The sequence below is a fragment of the Salinimonas profundi genome (assembly GCF_014750655.1).
Taxonomy (GTDB): Bacteria; Pseudomonadota; Gammaproteobacteria; order Enterobacterales; family Alteromonadaceae; genus Alteromonas; species Alteromonas profundi_A.
Genome location: NZ_JABBXD010000002.1, coordinates 56,483 through 82,800 on the forward strand (window position 1 = coordinate 56,483; position 26,318 = coordinate 82,800).

Annotated in this window: 25 protein-coding genes; 11 read left to right on the forward strand and 14 right to left on the reverse strand. The window is 48.4% G+C overall.

Features of this window, described 5'->3' with window-relative positions; all coding sequences use genetic code 11:
• Window positions 1-171: 171 nt before the first annotated feature.
• Window positions 172-1,890, forward strand: coding sequence for an AMP-binding protein (locus HHX48_RS04675; protein WP_191022717.1), 1,719 nt, complete (start codon window positions 172-174; stop codon window positions 1,888-1,890).
• A 66-nt stretch (window positions 1,891-1,956) separates the two neighbouring features.
• On the opposite strand, the gene HHX48_RS04680 is transcribed toward HHX48_RS04675, so the two are convergent.
• A complete protein-coding gene (locus HHX48_RS04680; protein ID WP_191022719.1) occupies window positions 1,957-2,418 on the reverse strand; it encodes a host attachment protein in 462 nt (153 codons plus the stop codon).
• A 493-nt stretch (window positions 2,419-2,911) separates the two neighbouring features.
• Between HHX48_RS04680 and HHX48_RS04685 the strand changes: the two genes are divergently transcribed.
• Window positions 2,912-3,745, forward strand: a complete 834-nt coding sequence (locus HHX48_RS04685) for an FRG domain-containing protein (protein WP_191022721.1) — start codon at window positions 2,912-2,914, stop codon at window positions 3,743-3,745.
• On the opposite strand, the gene HHX48_RS19025 is transcribed toward HHX48_RS04685, so the two are convergent.
• The 3 genes from HHX48_RS19025 to HHX48_RS04700 form a co-directional block, all read right to left on the reverse strand.
• Window positions 3,740-5,059, reverse strand: a complete 1,320-nt coding sequence (locus HHX48_RS19025; RefSeq protein ID WP_191022723.1) for a methyl-accepting chemotaxis protein — start codon at window positions 5,057-5,059, stop codon at window positions 3,740-3,742. The genes HHX48_RS04685 and HHX48_RS19025 overlap by 6 nt on opposite strands.
• 175 nt (window positions 5,060-5,234) lie before the next feature.
• Window positions 5,235-7,307 carry a TonB-dependent receptor gene (locus tag HHX48_RS04695; protein WP_191022725.1) on the reverse strand — a complete coding sequence of 691 codons (2,073 nt, stop codon included), beginning with the start codon at window positions 7,305-7,307 and terminating at the stop codon, window positions 5,235-5,237.
• Between the two features lie 114 nt (window positions 7,308-7,421).
• Window positions 7,422-7,685, reverse strand: coding sequence for a hypothetical protein (locus HHX48_RS04700; RefSeq protein ID WP_191022727.1), 264 nt, complete (start codon window positions 7,683-7,685; stop codon window positions 7,422-7,424).
• Window positions 7,686-7,948: 263 nt separating this feature from the next.
• Between HHX48_RS04700 and HHX48_RS04705 the strand changes: the two genes are divergently transcribed.
• Window positions 7,949-8,569, forward strand: coding sequence for a trimeric intracellular cation channel family protein (locus tag HHX48_RS04705; RefSeq protein ID WP_191022729.1), 621 nt, complete (start codon window positions 7,949-7,951; stop codon window positions 8,567-8,569).
• A gap of 122 nt (window positions 8,570-8,691) precedes the next feature.
• Window positions 8,692-9,039 (forward strand): carboxymuconolactone decarboxylase family protein, encoded by a 348-nt coding sequence (locus tag HHX48_RS04710; protein ID WP_191022731.1) that lies wholly within the window; start codon window positions 8,692-8,694, stop codon window positions 9,037-9,039.
• A 275-nt stretch (window positions 9,040-9,314) separates the two neighbouring features.
• On the opposite strand, the gene HHX48_RS04715 is transcribed toward HHX48_RS04710, so the two are convergent.
• The 3 genes from HHX48_RS04715 to HHX48_RS04725 form a co-directional block, all read right to left on the reverse strand.
• Window positions 9,315-9,524: a hypothetical protein gene (locus HHX48_RS04715; protein ID WP_191022733.1), complete on the reverse strand. Its 210-nt coding sequence runs from the start codon at window positions 9,522-9,524 to the stop codon at window positions 9,315-9,317.
• Between the two features lie 624 nt (window positions 9,525-10,148).
• Window positions 10,149-11,294 carry a porin gene (locus HHX48_RS04720; RefSeq protein ID WP_191022735.1) on the reverse strand — a complete coding sequence of 382 codons (1,146 nt, stop codon included), beginning with the start codon at window positions 11,292-11,294 and terminating at the stop codon, window positions 10,149-10,151.
• A 310-nt stretch (window positions 11,295-11,604) separates the two neighbouring features.
• Window positions 11,605-12,747, reverse strand: a complete 1,143-nt coding sequence (locus HHX48_RS04725) for an S-(hydroxymethyl)glutathione dehydrogenase/class III alcohol dehydrogenase (RefSeq protein ID WP_191022737.1) — start codon at window positions 12,745-12,747, stop codon at window positions 11,605-11,607.
• Between the two features lie 101 nt (window positions 12,748-12,848).
• Between HHX48_RS04725 and HHX48_RS04730 the strand changes: the two genes are divergently transcribed.
• From HHX48_RS04730 to HHX48_RS04740, 3 genes are all read left to right on the forward strand, one after another.
• Entirely contained in the window at window positions 12,849-13,757 is a 909-nt protein-coding gene (locus tag HHX48_RS04730) for a LysR family transcriptional regulator (protein ID WP_191022739.1), read from the forward strand.
• Between the two features lie 131 nt (window positions 13,758-13,888).
• Window positions 13,889-14,530 carry a TM2 domain-containing protein gene (locus HHX48_RS04735; protein ID WP_317983476.1) on the forward strand — a complete coding sequence of 214 codons (642 nt, stop codon included), beginning with the start codon at window positions 13,889-13,891 and terminating at the stop codon, window positions 14,528-14,530.
• Window positions 14,531-14,535: 5 nt separating this feature from the next.
• The gene (locus HHX48_RS04740) at window positions 14,536-15,138 is read left to right on the forward strand and encodes an acyl carrier protein phosphodiesterase (protein WP_191022743.1); all 603 of its coding nucleotides are present in this window, start codon (window positions 14,536-14,538) and stop codon (window positions 15,136-15,138) included.
• Here HHX48_RS04740 and HHX48_RS04745 read toward each other — a convergent pair.
• From HHX48_RS04745 to HHX48_RS04775, 7 genes are all read right to left on the reverse strand, one after another.
• A complete protein-coding gene (locus HHX48_RS04745) occupies window positions 15,128-16,441 on the reverse strand; it encodes a DUF445 domain-containing protein (RefSeq protein WP_191022744.1) in 1,314 nt (437 codons plus the stop codon). The two genes, HHX48_RS04740 and HHX48_RS04745, sit on opposite strands and share 11 nt — an antisense overlap.
• A gap of 116 nt (window positions 16,442-16,557) precedes the next feature.
• Window positions 16,558-17,361, reverse strand: coding sequence for a 2,5-didehydrogluconate reductase DkgB (gene dkgB / locus HHX48_RS04750; RefSeq protein ID WP_191022745.1), 804 nt, complete (start codon window positions 17,359-17,361; stop codon window positions 16,558-16,560).
• Window positions 17,362-17,613: 252 nt separating this feature from the next.
• A complete protein-coding gene (gene rluB / locus HHX48_RS04755) occupies window positions 17,614-18,474 on the reverse strand; it encodes a 23S rRNA pseudouridine(2605) synthase RluB (RefSeq protein WP_191022746.1) in 861 nt (286 codons plus the stop codon).
• Window positions 18,467-19,096 (reverse strand): SMC-Scp complex subunit ScpB, encoded by a 630-nt coding sequence (scpB, locus tag HHX48_RS04760; RefSeq protein WP_191022747.1) that lies wholly within the window; start codon window positions 19,094-19,096, stop codon window positions 18,467-18,469. The genes rluB and scpB overlap by 8 nt, the downstream gene beginning before the upstream one ends.
• Window positions 19,083-19,904, reverse strand: a complete 822-nt coding sequence (locus tag HHX48_RS04765) for a segregation and condensation protein A (RefSeq protein WP_191022748.1) — start codon at window positions 19,902-19,904, stop codon at window positions 19,083-19,085. The genes scpB and HHX48_RS04765 overlap by 14 nt, the downstream gene beginning before the upstream one ends.
• Window positions 19,905-19,934: 30 nt before the next feature.
• Complete coding sequence (locus tag HHX48_RS04770; RefSeq protein ID WP_191022749.1) at window positions 19,935-20,555, reverse strand: L-threonylcarbamoyladenylate synthase; 621 nt, start codon at window positions 20,553-20,555, stop codon at window positions 19,935-19,937.
• An 18-nt stretch (window positions 20,556-20,573) separates the two neighbouring features.
• A complete protein-coding gene (locus HHX48_RS04775; RefSeq protein WP_191022750.1) occupies window positions 20,574-21,416 on the reverse strand; it encodes a PHP domain-containing protein in 843 nt (280 codons plus the stop codon).
• 269 nt (window positions 21,417-21,685) lie between these two features.
• On the opposite strand from HHX48_RS04775, the gene HHX48_RS04780 reads away from it, so the two are divergent.
• From HHX48_RS04780 to trpCF, 4 genes are read left to right on the forward strand one after another with little or no spacing between them, the layout of a single operon-like run.
• Window positions 21,686-23,281: an anthranilate synthase component 1 gene (locus HHX48_RS04780; protein WP_191022752.1), complete on the forward strand. Its 1,596-nt coding sequence runs from the start codon at window positions 21,686-21,688 to the stop codon at window positions 23,279-23,281.
• Window positions 23,278-23,892: an aminodeoxychorismate/anthranilate synthase component II gene (locus tag HHX48_RS04785; RefSeq protein ID WP_191022753.1), complete on the forward strand. Its 615-nt coding sequence runs from the start codon at window positions 23,278-23,280 to the stop codon at window positions 23,890-23,892. Before HHX48_RS04780 ends, HHX48_RS04785 begins: the two co-directional genes overlap by 4 nt.
• Window positions 23,885-24,916 carry an anthranilate phosphoribosyltransferase gene (gene trpD, locus HHX48_RS04790; RefSeq protein WP_191022755.1) on the forward strand — a complete coding sequence of 344 codons (1,032 nt, stop codon included), beginning with the start codon at window positions 23,885-23,887 and terminating at the stop codon, window positions 24,914-24,916. Before HHX48_RS04785 ends, trpD begins: the two co-directional genes overlap by 8 nt.
• Window positions 24,909-26,306 (forward strand): bifunctional indole-3-glycerol-phosphate synthase TrpC/phosphoribosylanthranilate isomerase TrpF, encoded by a 1,398-nt coding sequence (trpCF, locus tag HHX48_RS04795; protein WP_191022757.1) that lies wholly within the window; start codon window positions 24,909-24,911, stop codon window positions 26,304-26,306. The genes trpD and trpCF overlap by 8 nt, the downstream gene beginning before the upstream one ends.
• The last annotated feature ends 12 nt before the right edge of the window (window positions 26,307-26,318 follow it).

The window sequence follows — 26,318 nt, forward strand, 5'->3', positions numbered from 1 at the left end:
CAACTAAGAGATGTCGACATCTTTACGGGATTCGACTTTAGTCCTATGTCAATTGCATAAGCCATTTTGCTTGTTTATTGTAATTCCATGCCCGCAGTTCAGCAAAATCGCTGATGCGTTAATGTAACAACGTTTCCTCATCTAACGTGCCCTAGCATGGAGCTTTTATTTATGACGTTGCATCACACGACCCCTTCTACTGGTTTCCCCCTTACTCAAAGTTACTTTTCTGGACCTGAAAGTCCTGCATTGAGTGAATTAACTATCGGCCAGCATCTTGATAAGATTGTCGACAAGTACCCACATCATGACGCCATTGTTGTGTCTCATCAAAATATCCGCTGGGACTATCAGACTTATCAGAAAGAAATTGACCGGGTCGCCGCCGGTCTGCTCGCAATTGGGGTTGAGAAAGGCGATCGCGTCGGGATCTGGTCGCCGAATAACATTGAGTGGGCATTAATTCAAATGGCTACCGCCAGGATCGGGGCGATAATGGTGTGTCTAAATCCGGCTTACCGACCTGGTGAACTGGCGTTTGCACTTAACAATGTTCAGGTAAAATTTCTGGTAATGGCTCAGCAATTCAAATCATCTGACTATGTGCAAATGCTTTATGAGCTGGCGCCGGAACTAAAACAAGGCGGGCATAGTGAAGTTAACTGTAAGGCACTGCCCCACCTTGCACGCGTCATAAGTATCGGTGAAAAGCAGTGTGACGGGATGCTGCCTTTTCATGAGTTACAGCAGGCGGGAGGCGAACAGGATCATGCGCGGCTGCAACAAATAGCGGTAACACTGACAGCAGATGAGGCGATCAATATTCAATTTACTTCCGGCACCACCGGTAATCCGAAAGGCGCGACTTTAACTCACAGAAATATATTAAATAACGGGTTGCTGGTTGCAGAAGCAATGCGGTTTTCGCAACACGACAGACTCTGCATTCCGGTCCCGTTATATCACTGCTTTGGTATGGTTCTGGGTAATTTGGTCTGCCTGGCCAGGGGGGCATGTGCGGTCTATCCCTGTGAATCCTTTGATCCTGTGGCAACCTTACGCGCTGTAGAAACGGAAAAATGTACAGGCTTGCACGGTGTGCCCACCATGTTTATTGCTGAGCTGGAATTACCAAACTTTGCTGACTTCAACGTAAGTACACTGCGTACCGGCGTGATGGCGGGAAGTACGTGTCCTGAAGAACTTATGCGAAAAGTACACAACCTGTTCAACATGACCGATGTGGTTATCGGCTATGGTCAGACAGAGTGCAGTCCTATCAACCATATTACCGATACCGACGCACCGTTGGAAAAGCAGGTTAAAACAGTGGGCCGTGCCATGGCCCACACGGAAGTTAAAATTGTTAATGAGCACAATGAGACTGTGCCGATTGGCAGTCCGGGAGAGATTTGCGCCAGAGGATATTGTGTCATGCAAGGATACTGGGATGATGAAGCGAAGACCCGCGCCACCATCGATTCGCAGCAATGGCTTCACTCCGGCGATTTAGGTGTCATGGATGAAGAGGGCTACGTAACAATTGTTGGTCGCATGAAAGATATGATCATCCGCGGCGGTGAGAATATTTATCCGCGGGAGATTGAAGAGGTGCTTTATCTGCATGAGGATGTCAGCGACGCCGCTGTGTTTGGTATTCCTGACGACAAATTTGGCGAGCAGGTATGCCTGTGGCTAAAAGTGAAAGACGGCGCTTCGCTGGATGAGCAGGCTATAAGGGAATACCTGAAGAATGAACTTGCCTATTTCAAAGTGCCTCGGTACATCCGTATCGTCGATGCTTATCCGATGACGGTGACAGGTAAGATTCAAAAATTTAAAATGCGTGAGACAATGGTGAGTGAACTGACGCAAACGCAATCTGCCTGAGATAAAAAACCGGATATGGGTTTCATATCCGGTTTTTCTTACCGTCTAAGCCAGCAGGCTGATAATTTATTGAAGCGTTGAGCCTCGACCGGCCTCTTTAAGATAATTCTGCCAGGTGTCATGGTCTTCTCTGACCACATCTTTATTGATCGTGCAGCCAATGAGCTGCTCCAAGTTTTTATTCATATGATTTCTGAGTTTACCCAGGAAGCTGGCTTCAGCAATAATATCAATGTGATAGATTTTCTCTTCACACCGTTTACTTTCGAGCCAGTCTGTCACGTTACCGGCAAACCTTTTGGCTTCTACCTCTGATGCATCTTTTCTGCTCATGGTGTCAACCCCCTGCACCGCATTACTTGGAGCTGAAATAGCGCCGGGACGGTCAGTGACCAGGCTTGCATCAGATGATCTGCCATCATCATTGAGTAATGTCACGACAGGCTCCAGGCTGCTGACACCGTCTTTCTCGATGAAAATTTTTGCTTCTGCTTGATTAGCGACTACCAGATACGATTTACCTAACATGTCTGCTCCTCTTTTCAGGGTTCTAGATTTATAACCCCGGCAGGCGCAAAAAGTTCGGTAGAGAAAAGTAAAAAGTGGATTTCAGGCACACAAGGATACGGTAGAAAATGTCCACCTATCGAAAAGTAACTCCGCAAAATATGTTTGGGTATTCAAATCATCGATAACCACAAATTCCAGATTTTTAGCATCGACCATATAGATATAAAGACACCGTTAACAGCTGAGTCGCGCGATCACATTGTGCTGCTGACTTTCAACAGATTGCATCGTAACTGAACAATAATCACAAAACTCTGACAGTGCCTGAATGACGCTTGAATTGAGACTGGCCATAATAAAACCCGGATATTTTTAATACTTACCAACGCTATTTTTGTAAGTATTTTCCGAGACCCGAGGCGAAGCAAGACGATGAGTAAAAAAAAAGGATTATCTAGACGAAAGTATAAGCTTTTCCTTGCGTTGCGTGATAGCGTAGCCAAAAATTTTTATGCTGATAATTTCTACTATGCAATTTGAACAACGTCATGGCTATATCCAGAACACGCGCCCTCTTGCGTCTCTCAGTGATTTTGTAGAATCGGTTGCTCTTATCGCGCGAAAACTTGACTGCGATCCCCGGGCTTTATGGTTTCGTGGGGTAGAAAGTTCGATGTATCGGCTAACACCTGTCATTATGCGCTCCACGCAATGGCGCGATAATATCGCGGCTGACAGAGAACGGACCATTTTCGATGACTTTGTTCGCAGGGTTAAACATTTTCAGCCCGAAGACGCCTGTAGCAACCGAACCTTTTGCTGGTACACCATGGCCGATCGATTTGGCATTCCCACACGATTATTGCACTGGAGCACCAGCCCGCTGATAGCATTGTATTTTGCAATCTGGCAACAGGATGTAACAACGCCCACTGTGTGGGTACTCAATCCTAATGCTTTAAATGAAGTGACGCTGGGTCACAATGAAGTGTTTAAAATGGACGGGGAAGAACTGAGTGAAAGTCATCAGCACACGCACGACAGTTATGCTTTCGGTAGCCATAACCTGCCGGACTTTCCGATTGCAGTAGCCAATTGTTATACAGATGCAACGATTAATGCTCACCGAACACGTTACACCGTGTCAGGGAAGCGAAAATTTGGTCTGGAAGATGTTGCGAAAGATACCAAAAAGCCCATTTTGATGAAGATTCGGTTTGGCCGCAGCGAAGAGTTTATCCATCAGCTTAAATCACAGTTATCTCAGTTAGGCGCAAGTCCGCAGGATATCACGCCCGGCATTGAGGGCATTGGCCGGGCGATCAACTTTGAACATAGCCTATGAGTCGTCAGAGTTTTCCGACAACCGTGACACGCTACTGGTAACATTGACTGCCCCGGCTTCAATCTTCTCCATAGTCAACTGCACCCCGCTGATATAGTGACTATTTTTATCGACATGCTGCTTCACACGATGCATGTGAGCCGATGCTTTTTCGGATAACCGTTTATTCTCATTAACCACTGATTCAATTTCCACCGTTGACTCATTGGTGCGCTGGGCGAGGTGGCGAACCTCATCAGCAACGACGGCAAACCCGCGGCCGGTTTCACCGGCTCGCGCAGCCTCGATGGCGGCATTGAGCGCTAACAAATTGGTTTGCTCGGCAACCCCCTGAATCGTAGAAACAATTGCCTCAATGCGCGAAGACTGCTCACCCAAACTGTTCATCAGGACACTGGTTTCATTGACCTCATTTAACGTTTCATTGAAGCCATGGACCGCCTCCTCCAGCGACGCCTTGCCATCCATAGCCACCTGCGCCGTTTCACGGGCAGTGGACAATGCGACTTCCGTTGTTTTCAGCACAGAGGCCTTTTCTCGCACCGATTCTGTAACGTTGGTGGCAAATTTTATCACCGACACGACCTTCCCGAAGTCATCGAATACGGGGTTATAGGTGGCTTCAAGCCAAACTTCCTGATTATTTGCATCAAGACGCCGATAAAGCCCTGACTCTACTGTTCCACGTGCGAGGATTTGCCAGAAGTCGGGGTTTTGCTGGTAAAACACATCGTCACAAAACATGCGGTGATGTTTGCCGATAATTTGCGATTTTGTGTACCCGACGGTTTTAAGGAAGTTAGTATTGGCTTCTTTTATTGTGCCATCGGGTTCAAATTCAATAATCGCGGTTGAGCGATCCAGGGCATTGGTCAGTGCAGTCAGTCTGAGCCACTGCTCATGCTTGAGCGTCACATCATAGGCAATTTTTATCACCGACTCGGTTTTACCATAGTCATCGGTGACAGGAAAATATGTGGACTCGAGCCATACCGTGCGTCCGGACTTGTGCACGCGCGCGAAGGTACCGCGCACCGTTTTCCCTGCCTGCAGGTCTTGCCACAGTGCCTGATACTCGTTGGAGGCTGCAAATGACGCAGTACATAACGCCGAGTGACGTTTACCGATCAATTCGCTTGCCGCGAAGCCCATCATGTCGGCAAATTGATGATTTACTTCTGAGACAACAGCGTCAGGCGTAAATTTGACCAGAGGAACGGCGTGACTCACTGCATCGTAAAACGCCTGATGCTGAGATAACTGTGAGGAAATATCTGACACCGTCTGATGGTGTCTGGCAGTGCGCATAAACATGGTAAAACCCTGTGTTTTGGACACCGCGACAAACAGGGTTACGTAGCAAGGTACGAAAGTGAAAGACAGTGTCGGTATGAGTTTGGGAAAATGGATACGCGACACTAACAGATAAGATCATACTTAAGTATTAATTATAATTTAATAATGCTTTATTATTATTCAGTGATAACTATTAAAATCGATAACGCGCAGCGACCCGCACCGCTCTCGGCTCGAAAATATGATAGTGAATATCTTCAATGCCTTCAGCAGATTCGCCCTGCTGTCTCGACGCGTAGTAATAGTCAACATCGTGATCATCGCTATCGGTCAGATTAAGAACGCTAACCGTAATCTGCCATTGCTTCCACGTTTTACCGGCCTGTAGATTAAATAGCATACTTGAGGGCGAAGAGATACTTTGATCTTCTGTCAGGGGGCGATGACCAAAATAACGCATGCGAAGACTACCAAACCATCCGTTTTCAAGGTCAGCACTTATTCCGGCCTGCAAGACGTGCTTTAACGCTCCTGGGATACTGTCGCCGGCAGGGTCACTGTCGGTGAACTGCGCATCTGTATAGGCGTACTCCAGGTCAAGACTCCACGCGGGCGCAAAGTAATAGTAGGCGGTGAGTTCCAGACCATGACGCTTGCTCTGCCGACTCGCTTCAGTATTGCCTGCATCACCGACAAATAATAGCTCACTATCCAGCTCAAGCTGCCACAACGACAAAGAAGCATTGAGGGTTTCATCATAAAATGCGCGCACGCCAGCCTCAAACCCTGTGGTTCGAACCAGCGGATTCACCTGCTCCACGTGCTCGCCGGAGACCGGATCAACATTTATTGTTGTCCCTCTGGCATCATTTGAGTGTAAGCCCTGCCCCGCGGAAGCATACAATTCCCACTCCGGTGACAGGGTATAAATCAAACTTCCTTTCAGCGAGGAAATAGCGTCAGACGCATCTCCACTATTTAACGAAAGATCCACACCAAAACGATTAATACCCGCGCGATCGCGTACGGAGAAATCAAAATAATCGATGCGTGCACCCACCACACTGCGAAACGCGGAAGTCCATTGCGTTTCGTTTTTAAAAAAACTGCTCAGGCTGCTCTGTTCTACTGCATCACTGCGAGTTGTGCCCAACCGGGTTCTGGCCTGGGTCGCGTACAATCCCACCTCATCAATATCATCAACCCTTGTTTGCACACCAAGCTGTGTCACAGAGGGCGCTCCGAAGGTGGTATGACTGTTCGTGTAACTTGCCTGACCGCCGTATATCATTCGATCATCGACTTGCTCAAACTGGTCGCCTTGCGCTGGATTATCTAAAAAATAGGTGAAATTGGACCATAAATTTAAATCATAGGATATTGCGTAAGCAGATACGTGCCACCTGTCACTGGACCAGTCTGCACTGAGACTGTAGCGACCAGACTCCCCGCCAACAGTTTCATCGATTGAGCCAAGGTTACCAATTCGACCGGCGCTTACAGCGCGAGAAGGGATCTGATCAGCACTGTTCCAGCTGTTGTCATAGCCCATGAAAGTAACAGCAAAGTCACCCTCCCCCAATGCTGCGCTCCATTTAATTAATGCGTTGGTTTTATTGATATCTTCATTGATATCTGTCCAGGGCCCTTCGTAAAAATGCTTCTCAGCGGCTACCAGCCAGTGCCCGGCAGGACCGGTAAAGTTAGTCACGCCAACTGCGCGTCGATAACCATATTCGCCAAGAGTCACTTCGGTCATTGGCGACGGTGCTCTGTTCATCGTTTTCAATTGGGCACTGCCCGCCCCGCTAAAATCACCCACTTGGGGATAATATACGCCTTTCTGGTACGTTAAAGACTGGATAGTTTCGGGGATGATAAAATTAAGGTCGGTATATCCCTGGCCGTGACCATGCGTACGCATATTAACCGGCATACCATCAACTGACGTGGCAAAGTCAGTGCCATGGTCAAGGTTAAATCCACGCAGAAAATATTGGTTCGCTTTTCCGGAGCCGCTGTGTTGAGTAGCAACCATGCCTGGCACAAACTCCAGTACATCACCGGTACGCATCAATGGCCGTAATTGTATTTCCTGTTGACCGACGACACCTTCAGCAGCAGATATAGCGTCACCTACAAGATTGACCTGCCGGCTTTTAATTTCAACAATTTCAATATCATGGTACGCAGCAAACGTGCTAAGGCTGATTAGGGAAAGTGGGATAGCGGTGAAAGTGGCTCTTTTGTGCACAATATCGTCCATAAGTTCATGTATTTTGGACAATACTCACTTCAGATGATTATAGATGCAGCATTTCGTTAAAATGGTGACATAAAGCGCTGAAAAAATATTAGGATAATCAGGTAAACGGCGGTTTTAATTATGCAACGCTTCCCAGCATCCATCCTTGCGGGACATAATATAATCCTCGGTAAAATCCGGAGACTGCAATATCATTTGCGCATGATTTTTATCAATAAGCTTCACTTCCAGTGACAAACTATCATAAAGCTTCGCAACAATGTTATGAGCGGCAAGCTCCAATGAGTGCACTGAGAGCTGGCGGATAGTGCAAAAATAAGACAACGCGTCCAAAGCATCGCTGGACATAAATGTTGATTTCAGTTGTGGCACAGACATGATAAAACCTATTACGCTTTCACAGTGTGTCATACGCACTTGTTTGCAATAGTGGTCAAAATTTTGTGAAATTTATACGAAAGTATAATTTTGCAAACCATTACTCTCATTTCTCGCCGTCTTCCTTTTAAATAAACATCACTTAATCTTCCGCAAATTCAGCTGACTGGAAATGTTCAACGTCAAATCAGGTTTTGGTGTTGATCTAAATTTTTTTTAAGACTAAAGAATCTCTATCAGCACTATCAAATAAGAGAATATTAATGAGCGATGATTGGTTTCATCTTCTGAACACGATCAGTATTGCTTTTTTTGCTATATCAGGTGCTCTGGTCGCCTACGAGGAAGAGGTGGATAGCTTTGGCGTTGTTGTACTGGCCGTGATTACTGCAGTGGGTGGTGGGACCCTGCGGGATGTATTATTGGATCAGCCCATTTTCTGGATAGCTAAGCCGGATTACCTCTATTCAACTTACGGCGCTATTATCGTTACCGTTATATTAATTCGGTTAAACTCAGGGATATCGAACAGGTTGATGATCGGATTCGATGCATTTGGTCTTGCACTCTATAATGTGATTGGTATTGAAAAAGCACTAATAAATGAAACCGGCATGGGGGTCGCCATAACGCTGGGTACGGTAACGGCTATTTTCGGCGGTCTGATGCGCGATGTCATCGCCCGCAAGGTGCCACTGGTTATGCGCTGTGAGCTCTATGCCACTGCATGTATTGCCGGAGGGCTTGTTTATGCCGGGTTACTGTATGCAGGCGCGCCCTATCTTTGGTGTATTGCAGCCTCGCTGGTAACCACAATCTCATTGCGTCTGGGGGCCTTAAAATGGGGATGGCGAGTCCCGATTTTTAAAAAAGATATTCCCTGATGCCCCAAAATATATCATTTCTGCCGGTTCAAAGAATTGATCGTAACGTACAAATTTACGATGTGGTATGACGTACAGTTAACTTAGTTGAAATTATTACTTACTCACACAGGACATTATCTATGAGCAAATCCTACCCTGACATTATCCAGCGCATCTCGTCTAACATGAAGGGATTACGCAACAATATTCCTGATACTATGCAGGGCTTCTCCGCAATGGCTAAAGGTGCAACATCTGACGGTGCATTGGATAAAAAGACCAAAGAACTGATCGCGCTGGCAATTGGTGTATCGACGCGTTGTGATGGCTGTATCGGCTTTCACACGAAGGCATTGGTTGAACTGGGCGCAACACAACAGGAAGTTGAAGAAACACTGGCGATGGCGATTTATATGGGTGGTGGCCCTTCCTTGATGTATGCAGCAGATGCAATGCAGGCGTTTGAGCAATTTAGCGAAAATAAATAAGGAAAATCGCCCGGCTTGTGGTCGAAAGGGAGGTAGCCGGGCATGAATCTTCTCAGAGCAGTTTTTAAATGGCATCTTCATTTAACTACTACTTTTAACCAGTACTCTTGCACCACGGCAGTGCAATATCGCTATCATCCTCTACCACCACACGTGCCATTTCAGACATGCGGCGAGCACTATGTTGACTAGCGATTGGTTGTTATTTTTTCGCTTGTAAATCCTTCTTAGTACTGTAGAAAGGTAACACTAATATCGAGCGTCTGTATTATCGATTATGCCTTGTCATCGTTTTTGTGACGTTCTTCATAATCCTTTTTATCTTTAACCCATTCTTCAATAGCAGAACCCGGGTCTTCCTCGCCGGCAATACTTTCATCGTCGGGTACGCCAGCCTCGGCTTCATCTTCGCTGATTTTGCTGACGTCTTCTTTCTTGTCCTGATCGGTACTGTTTTTACTGGTTTTATCATGTGATTTTGTCATGCTACACCTCATAACTAAATTTTGGTAAGAATCGTGCATGATTCTTCATCTGTGCATTTACCAGCACAGCGTAAGGATATGTTTTGCCCTGCTATGTAGTAAGTACTTCTTTGTGTTACGCCTTCTGCCAGCGACTAGTTCACCCTTCATGGGACAGGCAACTTTTTAGCTAACACTCGAATATTTCACTTTTATGACAGTTGTGTGAAATAAACTAGATCCTTGCTAAAGATTGGTATAGTATAAAAATCGTAAAAGAAGAACAGGAGGATTTATGATTAAGTCTGTAGCAAAGTTCTTTCAGCGTAAACACCCATACACAGTGGCTTTTTATATTGGAAGAAAAAACACTCAGAAAATTTTTGACTGTAAGATTAAGAAAAAGTCTGAACTCTTTTCAGGCAATTAATCCAATAGCCAGCACGTTATATCAGGTCTGATTAAGTAACGGGACCACCCAGAAAGTAGAGTCACGCTTTTTCAGAATTTTATTTTCGCCCCGCTCGCAGTACGATCTCGCTGTATATCACTGATAACTTGTCAGACAGCGCAGAACAGGGCTATAGCGTGTAGACACAAAGAAAAAGGCTCGTTTAACAACGAGCCTTTTTTTGTGCAGCTGATTTAAAATGTGACATCCCACTGCAACCTGAATCGGGTGTCATCATAATCAGAATATTCATCACTGCTTAAATTGTATTTTGTAATATCTGCCGTGAGTTTGTTGTTATGGCCGTTTAAAAACCAGTTTACCGCTATCGCCCTTTCCCGGTTGGTGTGGGTATTAAAATCGATTTGCGATTCATAAGCCGCAAATCGCGCAGCGACTTCCACATTTTTTGGCCACCAGGACAGTGACCGATGAATGAAATACCCGCCCTGAGCATAAAAGCCGTCAAGCTCCAGTGTCGGTTGACCCGAAGCGCGCACCTTCTTTTCATGGTACTCGCCCTGCCAGCTGAAGCCTTTGTACATAAGTGCGGAATCAAGGGTGAATTGATTGACATCATTTATCTGCCCCTCGACAGTGGGCCAGCGCTTCAGCTGACCGCCACCGGACGATGAAAAGCGACTGAACAGGCTTTCATAATCAGCCCAAGCGTAAGCTACCGAAAGCGCAAGATCATCATGCCCACTAATATCGCTGCCCACAAAAGCTACACCATTACCGGTCGGGTTCCACTGAACTCTGGCGAAATATAATGGCCTTCCCGGCCCTGATGTACCATTACCCCGTCCCTGACCACTGGCAATACCCGCCCAGTAGTTGATGTCTGCGCGCGTCCCTTTATTTAATTGCCCATACACCGAGATGGCTTTATGCCGGTCGATGGTAAACACGCGATTGATAAGTGAGCGCTCCAGCATCTGCTGGCCACCACTGCTGATACTTCTTTCTCTGGAATATTCAAGCTTCCACTGACCGGCTTTTACTTTCAGCGCATCATATTTTTCAAATCTGAACTGGTAATCAAGCAGGTACTCATCAGATAGCTCGTACTCCCAGGAGTAAGTAAGCCAGGACTTTCCAACATGGCCTTTTGCTTTCAGACGGGCACGATTGACATTATATTCGTCATCTTCTGCCCCCTTAAAATCGTCCGGCTCTCTGGGCACATCCGGAAATTTAGATGAGTAACGAAATTGTCCCCGGATATTTACCTGCATCGAAGCAAACTTATCGTCACCGCCAAAAAGTACACCAGACTGATTTTTTCCAGGTATCTTCACCCACTCAGTATTCACCAACTCTGCATGTGATGAAAACACTGACAGTACTGAACAAAGGGAAAGCAAACGAACAGAAAAACGCCGCGCCAAAGTGGCCTCCGAAATTACGAGAAAGTTAACGCCCATTTGCCACTGACCGCAGCGATGGCCGATATGTCGCGAAGTGTACGTACTCGCCTGACGCTGTCAACGAGATTGTCATAAAAATGACATAAAAGTGTCATAACGTCAGATAAGTGGTGCACCAGCGTCAACCTATACGTTAGCCGGCGGGAAGGGTATCACCCCGATTAATCGTTTTCCTTCAGAAAAGCCTGCCAGGCCAGCCCGCTGCTGGCCCGCCGATATGTTAGAAACGAATTACCGAACGAATGCTTTCGCCTTTATGCATAAGGTCGAATGCATCATTAATCGCGTCCAGCTCCATCGTGTGAGTGATAAATTCCTTAAGCCCGAACTCGCCATTCAGGTATTGCTGCACAATACCCGGTAGCTCACTGCGTCCTTTAACACCACCGAATGCCGAACCTTTCCACACGCGCCCGGTAACTAACTGAAAGGGTCGTGTTGATATCTCCTGCCCTGCTCCTGCCACACCGATGATGACAGATTCTCCCCATCCTTTATGACAGCACTCAAGCGCCTGCCTCATCACATTGACATTACCGATGCACTCAAACGAGTAATCAACCCCGCCATCGGTCATATCAACGATGACTTTCTCAATCGGGTCAGCGTACTGGGCAGGATTCACCAGATCGGTAGCGCCTAACTGACGAGCAAGCGTGAATTTGCTTTCGTTGATGTCAATCCCGATAATCCGGGAAGCGCCCGCCATTCTTGCCCCGATTATGGCTGACAAACCTATTCCGCCCAGCCCGAATATTGCCACGGTGTCACCTTTGCTGACCTTTGCGGTATTAAGCACAGCGCCCATACCCGTTGTCACACCGCATCCCAGCAAGCAGACTTCTTCAAGCGGTGCAGCCTTATCGACCCTGGCCAGCGATATCTCAGGTAATACTGTATATTCTGAGAACGTAGAGCATCCCATATAATGATAAATTGGCTGACCGTCTTTTGAAAAACGCGTGGTACCGTCCGGCATGACGCCTTTACCCTGCGTTTCTCTGACCGCCTGACATAAATTTGTCTTGCCAGACAGACAGAATTTGCACTCACCGCATTCTGCCGTGTAAAGAGGGATCACATGGTCACCGGGCTTAACACTGGTAACCCCCTCACCGACCATCTCTACAATACCGCCGCCCTCATGGCCTAATACGGCCGGGAATATCCCCTCCGGATCGTCACCACTTAATGTGAACGCATCAGTGTGACACACACCACTGGCAACAACCCGAATCAATACTTCACCCGCTTTTGGTAAAGCGACATCAATCGTTTCGACGCGTAACGGTTCCCCTGGGCCCCATGCTACAGCCGCTTTCGCTGATATTGAGGTCTGGCCCGGTGATAGTGAAATTGTCATAATATTTCTCCCTCTTTGTCATATCGGGCAGTATAACCACTTCACCTATTGGTATAATCCCCCTAAAATGAAAGACACTTTTTCACTCGTGAAATAATAAAATGAATAAATGGACGGGCGTTACCGAATTTGTTGCAGTCGTTCAAAGCCAGAGTTTTACGAAAGCGGCTGCATCACTTAATTACAGTGTTGTGCAGGTCAGTCGCGCAGTAGCAGCGTTAGAAGAGCGCCTGCAGGTCAAACTGCTTAACCGAACCACGCGGCGTGTTTCACTCACTGAAGCCGGGCAAACATTCTATAGTCGTTGTGAGCCCATAATAGAATTACTCAGCGATGCCGAAGATGCGGTCGCAAACCTTCAACATAAGCCAGCCGGGCTGCTTACCGTAACGGCACCTGTAGCATACGGCGAGACATTTATCGCACCATTGCTGACTGCATTTCTGCAAGCCTACCCGCAAATATCGATATCACTGATGCTGACCAATGATTTGCTCGATTTACGCGAATCAAATGTTGATGTCGCTATCCGGCTTGGACATCTGAATGACTCGACACTTATCGCTCGCCGGCTTACTGACAGGACCGTTCATACCTGTGCCAGCCCCGCCTATCTGGCACAGCATGGTACTCCGGCAGCCATTAAGGATTTGCGTGAACACAGCTGCCTGGTCGGCACGATGGACTTCTGGCGATTTCAGGTAGCCGGTAAGCCTCAGACTATTCGCTTATCCGGCAAAATTCGCTGTAACTCTGGCCGGGTGCTGTTAGAGCAGGCCACTCAGGGGCTGGGGATTGTTCAGTTGCCTGATTACTACGTGCGCCCGCTTATCGACGACGGGCACCTGACAGAAGTGTTAAATGCACACCGTATGCCTGCCGAGGGCATCTGGGCAGTGGTGACAGAACACAAAAAAATGAGTACAAAAGTGCGTATATTCATCGATTACCTGCGCCAACAGCTGGCTGCCGACGCGCCATCACTGGCAGGAGATGCCCCGCCTGTGTAACAATGCGCTTTTAAACCATGCATATCAACACTATGTCAGCCAGACCTGAATCACCACGCTCCACGTCGCACTGTGAAAATTGTGCCACCGAATGCAGTACACATACGTTACGTTGTGAAAAATGTGGGCATGTGTCCTCTCGCTTTACCTACAGAAGCAGAGTAGCAGCATCTGCACTGGCATTATTTGGCGGCGCGCTGGGCTTACATCGTTTTTATCTTGGGCAGTGGCGCGGTGTGATTTATTTACTGTTTTGCTGGACACCAGTGCCCTGGTTGGTAGCGTTAGTTGAATGTATTATATTTATGACAACCGACCAGCGACGCTGGAATCAGCGGTACAATCACGGTATTGGTAACGGGCATGAAAGCGCGCGGGTACTGGCAGTATTTTTGATTACCGGCTTTTTGCTTATCGCCGGCGCGCTGATTACATCACTTTATATCCCGTTTAAGGCATTTTCTGATCTGTCGGGTTTACAAAACCAGGTAAGAGCTTCACAAACCCTGGGCAAGTCTGCACAACGTTATATACAGCAAACGGGGCGTCGCCCGTCACAACTCAGCGATCTGTCGTTACCGGGGGCCTTTACAGAAAAATACGGGCAACATATCCAAATTGTCCGGGGCAGGATCTCCATGCAATTTGACAATGCCGGCAATGCGTCGGCCGGTGAACTGATTATGGAACCGGTTATCGTCGGTGACGACGTTTTATGGGATTGTTCTGAGTCCACCGTTCCAGCTGTGTTTCATCCGAATATCTGTAAGTAACGATAATGAACTACCTGGCTCATCTTTATCTGGCGCAACCTGGCCCGTCTTCGCGATTTGGGAATTTACTGGGCGACTTTATGCGCGGCAGTAGGCCAGAAATGTTCAGCCACGCTGTACAGCGTGGGCTGGCTAATCACCGGTGGGTGGATAAATTCACCGATAGCCACGTCGAAGTCACAACACTCAAGCAAAAAGTATCCCCTGCCCGCCGCCGCTTTGCAGGCATCATCGTTGATATTGCCTTTGACCATTTCCTGATAAAAAACTGGGCAACTTATTCGGTCCAGCCTCTGGATCCATTCTGTCAGTCGGTTTACCGGGATTTGTCCGACTGCTTGTCTGATATGCCCGTCAATATGCAACACACGGTAAAAAGTATGACTCGGCATCAGTGGCTGACAACGTATGGCAGTTTACAGGGTGTTGCCCGCGCGTTGGATAACACAGCCAGCAGAATTCGCTTCACTCATAATTTTTATGACAGCATTACTGAGATTGAAGCAAACTATGCGAATATGGAGGCGGCGTTTCACCGTTTTTTTCCGCAATTGAAGCAAGCCGTATCGGATGCTTCCCTGGAAAATCCGGATGAAATTAAAGTGTGAGAGCCCGACCAATACCTAACTCAATAATAAATAATATGCCCCCGATAAGTCCGCCCACCAGCGTCCCGTTGATTCGCACTTTTTGAAGGTCTTTACCAATATTGAGTTCAATTTGTTCAGCCATTTCCTGCTCGTCCCAGTTCTCAATAGTGGTTTTAATATGGCCGGTAAGAAAATCACTCATCTGCGGCCCCATGTAAGTGGCAGCCTCTGTCAGATAGCGATTAATAGAGGCACTGACCTCTGGCTTTTCATCTAGCGTGATGGCCATGTCTTGCAACAGCGTTGCCATGTGCGCCTGTATACGGCTATCAGGGCTGGATAAATCTGCATCCAGTCGGGCATAAAGATCATCAAGAATATGGGTGATATACGTATGTAGTACCGTGTTATCCAGCATCCGGTCTCTGAGCGAATTGAGTTTGTGGGCCAGGTCCGGATCGTGTTTAACATCATCGATTAGTTGCTGGACATACGTATCAAAGCGTTTGCGAAAAGGGTGGTCCGGGTCTTCATTAATATCATCAATGGTGCTGATGATGGCTTTCGTTGCCACTCGTGCTCCCTGTTCGCTCAGCCACGCAGAGGGCAGTATTCGTTCCAGTCGACGATGCTCGGTTTTCAGCCACAAATGTAGTTTATTGGTAATGAACCGCTGCGCGGCCGGGCGCTGAAGCAATGCTGCTGCTTTTGCTATCATCTGGTCAAGCAACTGTTGATGGCGCCCTTCCCGGGTAAGCACTTCCAGTGTGCCACCTGCCAGTGGCGATAAATCAATTCGCCGCAGCATCTTGCTAAGATTAGTCGTAAACAGACGGCTTATTTTTTCATCATTGACGAGCGTCAGACCACCACGTGCGATATCGGCACCAATGCGGGCCGTACGACGCGCATTGTCAGGCTGTCTTAACCATTTACTGAGTGCTTGTGCCGGCTGACTTTCCTGAACCAGTGAGGCGATGGCCTGTGCATGGAAAAATTTTTCCTGCACAAACTCAGACAAATTCTGAGCGATCATATGCTTGTTAGCTGCCACGATATTTGTATGAGGAATGGGATACCGTGGCGGAATCGGTTTGAACAACGCAGTAACAGCAAACCAGTCTGCCAACCCACCTATCAGTGCAGCCTCGCTGGTCATTTTAATAAAGCCGATAAGCGTTTGCCAGTTTGCCAGCGACGTCGCATTTTCACCAATGGTAGCCGCAATAAATAGCATTGCTGCACCAAGCAGCCAAATCAGCGCGATGCGTTTTGCTCTGGCTAGTTGCTGTTCTTTCACCCTGACCTCTACATAAATCATCGCTCAGCAAGGGAGATGCCCAAACATTACCCTGCACCTGTGAGTAATACAAAAAAGGATATTGCAGGATTATCCTGCAATACCCTTTTTATGCTATCTGAGCGTCGTAATTATCACTAATCCCACTGGGGCGCGAAATCAGGATCAACGATTCGATCACCATTATCAAGCTCGTCAATACGGTTGATATCATCGTCGGACAATTTTACTTTATCGAACTCAAAATTATCCTTGATATGATCAGGATTGGTTGACGATGGAATGGTGTAGTAGCCTTTTTCTACCATCCAGGCCAGTGTGACCTGTGCAGGTGTAGCATCAAATTTTTCACCGATGTCTTTAAGCACATCACTGTCCATCACCTTGCCCACGGCAAAAGGCATATATGCTGTCACTTTCATCCCGAGTTCTTCAGCGCGTTCAGCAACCTTGCGGTTCTGCATGTACGGATGAAGCTCAATCTGATTCGTGTATATTTCGCCTTCACCCAGAATTTCAACGGCTTGCTCCATCTGAGCAATCGTGAAGTTGGACACACCAATATGTCGCGTCAGACCTTCATCTTTTGCCTGTTTCAGGCTTGAAAGATATTGCTCCATTGGCACCTTATCATGGGGAGACGGCCAGTGAATGAGCAGTAAATCCACATAGTCGAGTTTCAGTTTAGCCAGGCTTTCATGGACGCTTTCGATAAAGCTGTCATTGCCAAAATGATCAAACCAGACTTTGGTGGTAACGAAAATGTCATCGCGATCCATATTTTGGGTACGGATCGCATCACCTACCTGCTCTTCGTTGCCGTATACCTGCGCCGTATCGATATGGCGAAAGCCAACTTTAAGCGCATCAACCACCGCTTTGTGTGCAGTGTCGTCTTCTAAACGAAAAGTACCCACGCCGATGTGTGGCATGTCTTGCATAATTAAACTCCTCACTTGTTACGGTTAATGCTGCCAGCGAGAAAAACGCTATAACGCTTACCCAGCACGGATTGTCGTATGATGTGCTACGCAACCGGCGTTTAATAAGATCGTAACGATATATCTGATACGACAGTCGCACATGTCATCAGGACAGATTGCAGCAGATACAACAGGGAGAGTCTAAAATTCAGAAAAGGTGTAAACCTGATGTGAAAGAGACAGGCGCAGAATAACCCTGCGCCTGTGATATCAACGTTTTTTCGTCTGTGCTTCTTTGCGGGCCCGGTGTTTTTTTACCGAGCGACGCATACGGCTTAAGCGGGCATGGTCCAGCTTGGTCTGGCGCACATCGACCAGGCTTTGTGTTTCGTCATCCAGCTGCACCAGACGACGCAGCGCATTAACATCGCTAAGCTCCAGCTCAACCCATGCACCGATAGGCAAGCGCTTTTGCAGCTCTACAGGTCCATAGCGTACCCGTATAAGACGACTGACCTGAACGTCCTGAGACTCCCACAAACGCCTGACTTCACGATTTTTGCCTTCCTGAAGTGTCACGTTAAACCACTGATTCATACTTTCATCATCATTCGGGCGCGGCGTTATTGTGGTAAAGCGGGCAACACCATCATCCAGCTCAACGCCTTTTTGCAGCTTAGCCAGTGTAGGCTTTGATACTTCACCAAATACCCGCACCGCATATTCACGCTCCACTTCGTTTTTCGGGTGCATCAACCGGTTAGCCAGCTCACCATCATTGGTAAACAGCAGCAAACCGCTGGTGTTAATGTCCAGTCGTCCTACTGCAATCCAACGGCCCAGACGGATAGCAGGCAATCGTTCAAATACGGTCGGCCGCCCTTCAGGATCGTGCCGACTACATAGCTCACCCTCCGGCTTGTTATACATCAGCACCCGGCACACCGGCTTTTCGGTTTGTCGTGATAACAGATGACCGTCAACACGAATTTGTGCTTCTGGCTCAACCCGGTCGCCCAGGGTCGCAACACTGCCGTTCACTGACACTCGGCCCTGCTCTATCCAGCGCTCCATTTCCCGGCGGGAGCCCAGGCCCTGATTCGCCAGGACTTTTTGTAATTTTTCACTCATTGGTGGGTAAACTCTCAGGTTCAGGTTTATCGTTCGTACGGTCTGACATTGCAGACGGTACCTCTGTATCGTCGCTATCCTGATTTGCCAGTACATCAAATTGTTCAGCACTGGGAAGTTCGGCTAACGATTTTAACGAAAAATAATCAAGAAACGCTTTGGTAGTGGCGTACAACGCCGGCCTGCCTGGCACTTCTTTATGACCGACGGTTTTGATCCATTCGCGCTCGGTCAGTGTCTTTATAATGTTACTGCTGACAGCTACACCGCGTACCTGTTCAATCTCGCCACGCGTAATAGGCTGTCGATAAGCAATAAGCGCCAGTGTCTCAAGCATGGCTCTGGAGTACTTAGGTGCACTTTCTTGCCATAATACGCTAAGTAAGGGCGCCAGACTGTCCAGTGACTGGAAACGATAGCCACTGGCTACTTCAACAAGCTGAATGCCACGGGGCTGATAGTCCAGTATCAGTTCCTCGATGACGCTGGAAAGCTGCTTGTCGGACACCGCAAACGCTGCCAGCGTGGTCTCCCTGAGCCGGCTTTTACTCATCGGTTTATCTGCTACAAACAGGGTCGCTTCGACCAGCTGTTTTAGCTGAGCACGATTAATCCTCTTCATACCCGCCCAATTTTACATAAATTCGGGCATAAGGTCCTGCCTGCGTGCACAAAATCATTTGTTCTTTAACCAGTTCCAGTATAGCCAGAAAAGAGACTACGCACCCGGCTCTGCCCTCATCAAAGGTGAATAATGCATCTAAAGGCGTATAGTGCTCATCACTCACCTGTTCCATAATCCGGCTCATGCGCTCGCGTGTGCTGAGCACTTCCTTTTCGATAGTATGGTGCTCAAATGCCGCTGCGCGTTTCATCGCATTTCTAAAGGCGTGGACAATATCATCCAAAGCAACGTCGGGATCAATTTTAACGGGCTGCACAGGCTGCCCCACTTCGCCCCTTACGGCATAAATGTCGCGGCCAATGCGTGGTTGCGCATCAATTTCCCGGGCAGCGTCCTTTACCACTTCATATTCTTTTAAACGCCGGATAAGCTCTGCTCTGGGGTCGTCCTCCTCTGCGTTATCAGAGGGCGGTTTTGGCAGTAATAACCGGGATTTAATCTCTGCCAGCACGGCAGCCATGACCAGATATTCTGCAGCCAGCTCAAGCTTAAGCGCAGTCATTGCTTCTACGTACTCCATGTACTGCGCAGTAATCTGTGCCACCGGCAAGGTGGTAATATCAAATTTTTGCTTTTTTATCAGATAGAGCAGGAGATCGAGGGGCCCTTCAAAGCTTTCTAAAATAACCTCAAGGGCCTCAGGGGGTATATACAGATCCTGAGGTTTTTCAATTAAAGCCTGACCGTGAATAAACGCCAGTGGGAGCGGTTGCTGAACCGGTCCGGCATCCTGGAACTCACTCAAGACCGTTGTATCCGCAGCATCATAACCGGCCTACACAAACGGCGATACATCGCCGCTTCCCTCACGTAAAACAACAGCCGGCCCCTCTGATACATCTATCACTGTGGTAGGTTGTTCGCCCAATGGCCCGCCATCAATTATGAGGCCGACACGCTTTTCCAGCTTATCGCGGATTTCTTCGGGATCGGACTCTGCCATGCGCTCCCCCGGTAATATCAGCGAGGCAGACATCAGCGGCTCATTGAGGGTTTCGAGTAATTTCAGGGCTATAACATTATCCGGAACCCGGATGCCGATGGTTTTCCGCTTTGGGTTTTGTAGCCGGCGTGGTACTTCCCGGGTGGCTTTAAGAATAAATGTATAGGGCCCCGGTGTATTGTTTTTGATCTGACGAAACGCAGTATTGTCCACTTTTGCATAAAACGAAAGCTCCGACATATCGCGGCACATCAGTGTGAAATTGTGGTCTTTCTCAATATCACGAATCTGGCACAACTTATCCAGCGCCTTTTTATCGTCCATCTGACAGCCAATGGCGTAACCTGAATCAGTGGGATACACAATGACCTCGCCCTGACGGATCAGTTCACAGGCTTGCTTTAGTAAGCGTGGTTGCGGGTTTTCGGGATGTATCTGAAAAAACTGGCTCATAATAAATACCTAAAGTTATCAGGATGCTGATAAATCCCAGCTGTCCCAAATGCGCGTAAGCGATGTTGACGGTTTTGCACTGCGGCCCAGTTCAGTCCAGCGCGATGGAAAATGAAAATCAGAACCGGTAGACACCTTAAGATCGTTCGACACAGCCAGCTCATCAATCAACATCTGCTTTTGTTTACCAACGGCGACTGATGCACACTCGATAGCATCGCCGTCGGCTTGACTGAACTCATCGACCAGTCGACGCAACCATTTTGCGGTCATATCGTAATGCGCTGGATGGGCCAGCACCGCTTGCCCGCCAGCCTGATGAATAATATCCACCGCTTCAGCTATCTCCGGCCATTGTGCCTTAACTGCCGCCCGTTTACCTTTTCCCAAATACTTTTTAAACACTGCATCCATGGAACTGACACCGTAATCACTGACCAGAACCCGGGCAAAGTGGGCGCGTGTTATCTGTCCCTTGCCGGCGTTTGCTTTCGCTTTTTCATACACGCCATCGAAGCCACACTTTTCAAGCTTATCGGCAATTCTGTGCGCCCGCTCTTCGCGCCGTTCGGCTTGCGCCGATAAAAACGTCGTTAACGCAGGATGCTGTGTATCGACCTGTAAGCCTACAATATGAATATCAAAATTGTGCCAGGCCGTCGATATTTCCACACCATCGACAATGAGCAAGGGGCGTGAGTGCTGACGCTGCGCCTCATGTGCTTCGGGTAACCCTGCTGTAGTATCGTGGTCGGTAATAGCCAGCACATCAACCTGCATGGTATGCGCGCGTTGAATCAGCTCTGCCGGAGAAAGCTGACCATCAGAAAACGTGGTATGGCTATGTAGGTCAATTTTCACGAATTTTTCTCATTAAGGTTGACACACGGTGCGATTTGTTTTCTTCTATAGGCATACTATACAGTTTAACAGCCATCGTTGGCTAACGAAGTTTACCCGGAATTTATTCACCAATGCCTGTTTCTTTTCAACAAATCGCGCTTCACCGCGCTATCTGGTGGTGGCACTCCCTGACTTAACGGGCGGTGTGCGCATTGGTGCGTGTAAATAACACAGAAAAAAGCCCGTCTTGTACGGGCTTTTTTTGTTTTAGCAGGAGATATCATTCAATGAGCTTAGCCGAACTGGGCGAACAGCCCGGTAAAGTAGAAACGATTATTCAGCAGGCGCCTTATTTGCCGGATCCCCTGGCAGCGTATTCGCACATCTGTGCAGCCTCTTCGCACGCTTTGCTGCTTGAATCGGCCGAAATCGACAGCAAAGACGATCTTCAAAGCCTGTTAATGGTGGATGCAGCTCTTCGCATTGAGTGTCGTAATGAAACAGTTACCGTTACCGCATTAAGCGATAACGGCAAGGCGACCTTACCCTTGTTCAGTGAATATTGTCCGGCACAAGCCGCCTGCTCACTTAGCGAAAATAGCGCGCTGATGACATTCACTTTGCCCGACAGTACTTTTGATGAGGATGCGCGCCTGAAAGCGGCCAGTGTATTCGATGCGCTGCGTCTGGTGGTTAACCATATTGTTGCGCTTCGCGACCATCCCCAGGCTGTATTTCTGGGTGGTGCATTCGCTTATGATTTACTGGCGACATTTGAAAAGTTACCAGAAGTAGCAGAAGGCCAGAACGATTGTCCGGATTTTGTTTTCTACCTGGCAGAAACTCTGCTGACTATCGATCATAAGTCGAACACCACGCAATTGATTGGCAGTGTGTTTTCAGGTCCCGGCGTGGCCTCAAATTATTTCAGTGTGGCGCAGCGTCTGGAGAGCCTCCAGCAGCAACTGAAGCAAGTCCCCGAATCTGCAGGGCACGATCTGCAAACTGATGAGGATGTCAGTGTTTCGGTCGATACTTCCGATGAAGCGTTTATGGAAAATGTCAATTATCTGAAAACCCATATTCTGGCCGGGGATATTTTCCAGGTAGTGCCTTCGCGAACATTTTCACTTCCCTGCCCCTCACCGCTTAGTGCCTATGCTGCACTGAAAAAACAAAATCCCAGCCCGTACATGTTTTATATGCAGGATGCTGAATTCACCATCTTCGGTGCATCGCCGGAATCGGCGCTTAAGTACGATAAAGCCAGTAATCAGGTAGAAGTGTATCCTATCGCTGGCACCCGACCACGCGGCAAGCGTGCTGATGGCACCATTGATGCAGACCTGGATAGTCGTATTGAGCTTAACCTGCGCGAGGATGAGAAAGAAAAATCAGAACATATTATGTTGGTAGACCTGGCCCGCAATGACGTCGCTAAAGTGAGCGAGCCGGGTACCCGGTATGTCAGGGATCTGCTGAAAGTAGACCGTTATTCTCATGTCATGCATCTGGTTTCCCGCGTGGTCGGCCAGCTGCGCGGCGATCTGGATGCGCTGCATGCTTATCAGGCCTGCATGAATATGGGCACACTGGTGGGTGCTCCCAAGGTCAGTGCAGCCACACTCATCCGTCAGGTAGAAAAGCAGCGTCGGGGAAGTTACGGCGGTGCTGTTGGCTATATAAATGGTCACGGTGATATGGATACCTGCATCGTTATCCGTTCGGCTTTTGTGAAAGATAATACGGCCTATATTCAGGCCGGTGCCGGTGTGGTTTATGACTCTGATCCTCTCAGTGAAGCCAATGAAACACGCAGTAAGGCGCAAGCAGTGATTAACGCGGTGAAGCACGCGCAATCTATGAAGGAGTCTGTACAATGAGTCAGGCGGTGACCGTTTTCCTACTGGATAATATCGACTCATTTACCTACAACCTGGTGGATGAGCTCAGAACGATGGATCTGAATATTGTTGTTTATCGCAACACGGTTGATGCGCAGACATTATTCGAGCGAATGCAGGCGCAGGCAAAAGAGTCGGCAGTTTTGCTGCTGCTTTCGCCCGGTCCCGGCGCACCGCATGAGGCGGGCTGTATGCCGGAGCTGTTAAAACGGGTTGAGGGCGTGTTCCCGGTGCTGGGAATATGCCTGGGCCACCAGGCTATTGTTCACCATTATGGCGGTACCATTGGCAGAGCAGAACATGTCATGCATGGAAAATCCTCCATGATCACGCATAATGGCAGTGCACTTTTTGATGGTTTGCCACAGCCTCTGCAGGTTGCACGTTATCATTCACTGGTGGCAACGTCATTGCCGGACAGCTTAACGCCGGTTGCAACCTGCGCGACCGTATCCATGGCAGTGCTGCATGAAAATGACAGGATGCTGGGTTTTCAGTTTCACCCGGAATCCATTTTAAGTGCGCAGGGCAGTCAGCTACTTAAACAAAGTATCCACTTTCTTACTGATCAAGGAGCGTCTCATGTTTGATGCCACCGATGCGCTGAATACGCTCTATGCAGGCGAGTCGCTTTCCCAGACGCAGTCGTTTGCGTTGTTTAACAGCATTATGCATGGCGAGCAGCCCGATGCGGTTGTGGCCGCAGTTCTGGTTGCCCTTAAACTGAAAAAAGAGTCACCGGTGGAAATTGCGGGCGCGGCCAGTGCCATGGTGTCCAATGCCCTGCCCTTTCCTTCGCCAACCTATCCGTTTGCTGACATCGTAGGGACCGGCGGCGATGGCCACAATACTATTAATATCTCCAGTGCGGCCGGTGTTGTTGCTGCAGCCTGTGGTGTGAAGGTGGCCAAGCATGGAAATCGTAGTGTTTCTTCACGCTCAGGCTCTGCTGATCTGTTTCGTCAATTTGGGGTAAATTTAGAAATTTCACCGCAAACCGCCCGTAGCTGCCTGGATGAAGCCAATTTCAGCTTTCTTTTTGCACCGGTTTACCATGCAGGCATGCGCCACGCAGCGCCGGTCCGGGCATCTCTTAAAACCCGGACACTGTTCAATATTCTTGGCCCGCTGGCCAATCCGGCGGGTCCCAGCCATGGTGTATTTGGTGTGTATTCGCCAGACTTACTGGACGCGTACGCTCAGACGCTAATGCTACTGGGTCAGCATCGCGCCCTGATTGTTCATGGCAGCGGACTGGATGAACTGGCATTACACGGCCCCACTCATGTGGTTGATTTGGAGCATGGTGATAGCCGGCACTACGATGTGACGCCCAAAGACTTCGGGCTTCAGGAATACCCGTTAAGTGCCATTGAAGGCGGCGATCCGGATGAAAATAAAAAGCTGGTCGAGGCAGCACTTGCTGGTGAGGGAGATGAGGCGCACAAAGCGGCGATTGCGATGAACTGCGGGGCGCTGTTGAAAGTCACCGGTACCGTCGATACATTTAAACAAGGTGCAGAACTGGCCATGTCAAAAATGGCAGAAGGCGCACCGCTTGATGTACTCAAGCAGGTGGCCACAATCAGTCAGCAGGAGAACAGTCATGGCTAACGTACTTGAAAAGATTGTCGAAAATAAACGTCAGGAGCTAATCGAGCAGAAAACGCGGTTAGATATCGACACGGTAAAAGCCGGGCTTCAGCGTTCGCAAAAAAGTCTGTTCGCTGCACTCGCCGAGCCACAGGCGGGCTTTATTTTTGAGTGTAAAAAAGCGTCTCCCTCAAAAGGTTTGATTCGCGACCCCTTTGATCTTGATGAGATTATTGATGCCTACGCGCCGCATGCCGCAGCAATTTCGGTGCTCACTGACCAGAAGTATTTTCAGGGAAGCTATGCAAATCTGGAGCGGGTCACATCCAAAGTATCCCAACCCGTATTGAATAAAGACTTTTTCATCGATCCGTATCAGGTCTATCTGGCGCGCTACTATCAGGCTGATGCGATACTGTTGATGCTCAGCGTGCTAAACGATGAGCAGTATGCTGAACTGGCTGATATTGCAGATGATCTGGGACTGGACATACTCACCGAGGTCAGCAATGAAGAGGAAATGCATCGCGCTATCGCGCTTAAAGCCAGCATAATAGGGATCAACAACCGTAACTTGCGGGATTTAAGCACTGATCTTGGCCGTACCGAAGCACTGGTACCTATGCTGGAAGATGCTGACCATGACTTCGTGGTGATATCAGAATCGGGCATCTATACCCATGAAGATGTACTGAGGTTAAGTCCGTACTGCGATGGTTTTTTGGTTGGTAGCGCGTTGATGGCCCAGCCCGACTTACCTATGGCCGTAAAATCACTTATTTACGGCGCGGTGAAAGTATGTGGTATTACCGATGCCGACGCCGCCTATACCGCATTTAAATCCGGCGCCAGCTTTGCCGGCTTTATTTTCGCGACACAATCGCCCCGGGCGCTGTCCGTCGACGCCGCGCGACAGATAGCTACGGCGGTACCGGGCAGCTATGTGGGTGTGTTTGTGGATGCGTCAATAGACGATATGTTACACGCGGTGCAGACAATCGGACTAAACGCTGTGCAGCTTCACAATAACACCGACGCCACGTTCAGGCAGTCGCTGCGTAATCAGTTACCAGAGTCCTGTCGGATATGGCAGGTCGTAGGGGTCGCTGATGCACTGCCCGACAGTGTGACCACATTGCTTGATGATGACACGGTTGATTATGTATTACTTGATACCCGTGTGGGGAGCCAGACAGGCGGCACGGGTAAGCAGTTTGACTGGTCATTGTTAGCCAGCCTTGCTGATAAATCCCGCGTTATTCTGGCAGGTGGTATTTCACCCGACAGTATTGTTGAGGCCAGGCAAACCGGTGCCGCCATCATCGATGTGAGCTCGGGGGTGGAGTCCTCACCCGGGCGCAAGTCGGCGGATAAAATCCAGACCTTATTCACAAATTTGCGAAATTATTAGTTTCAATTTTAT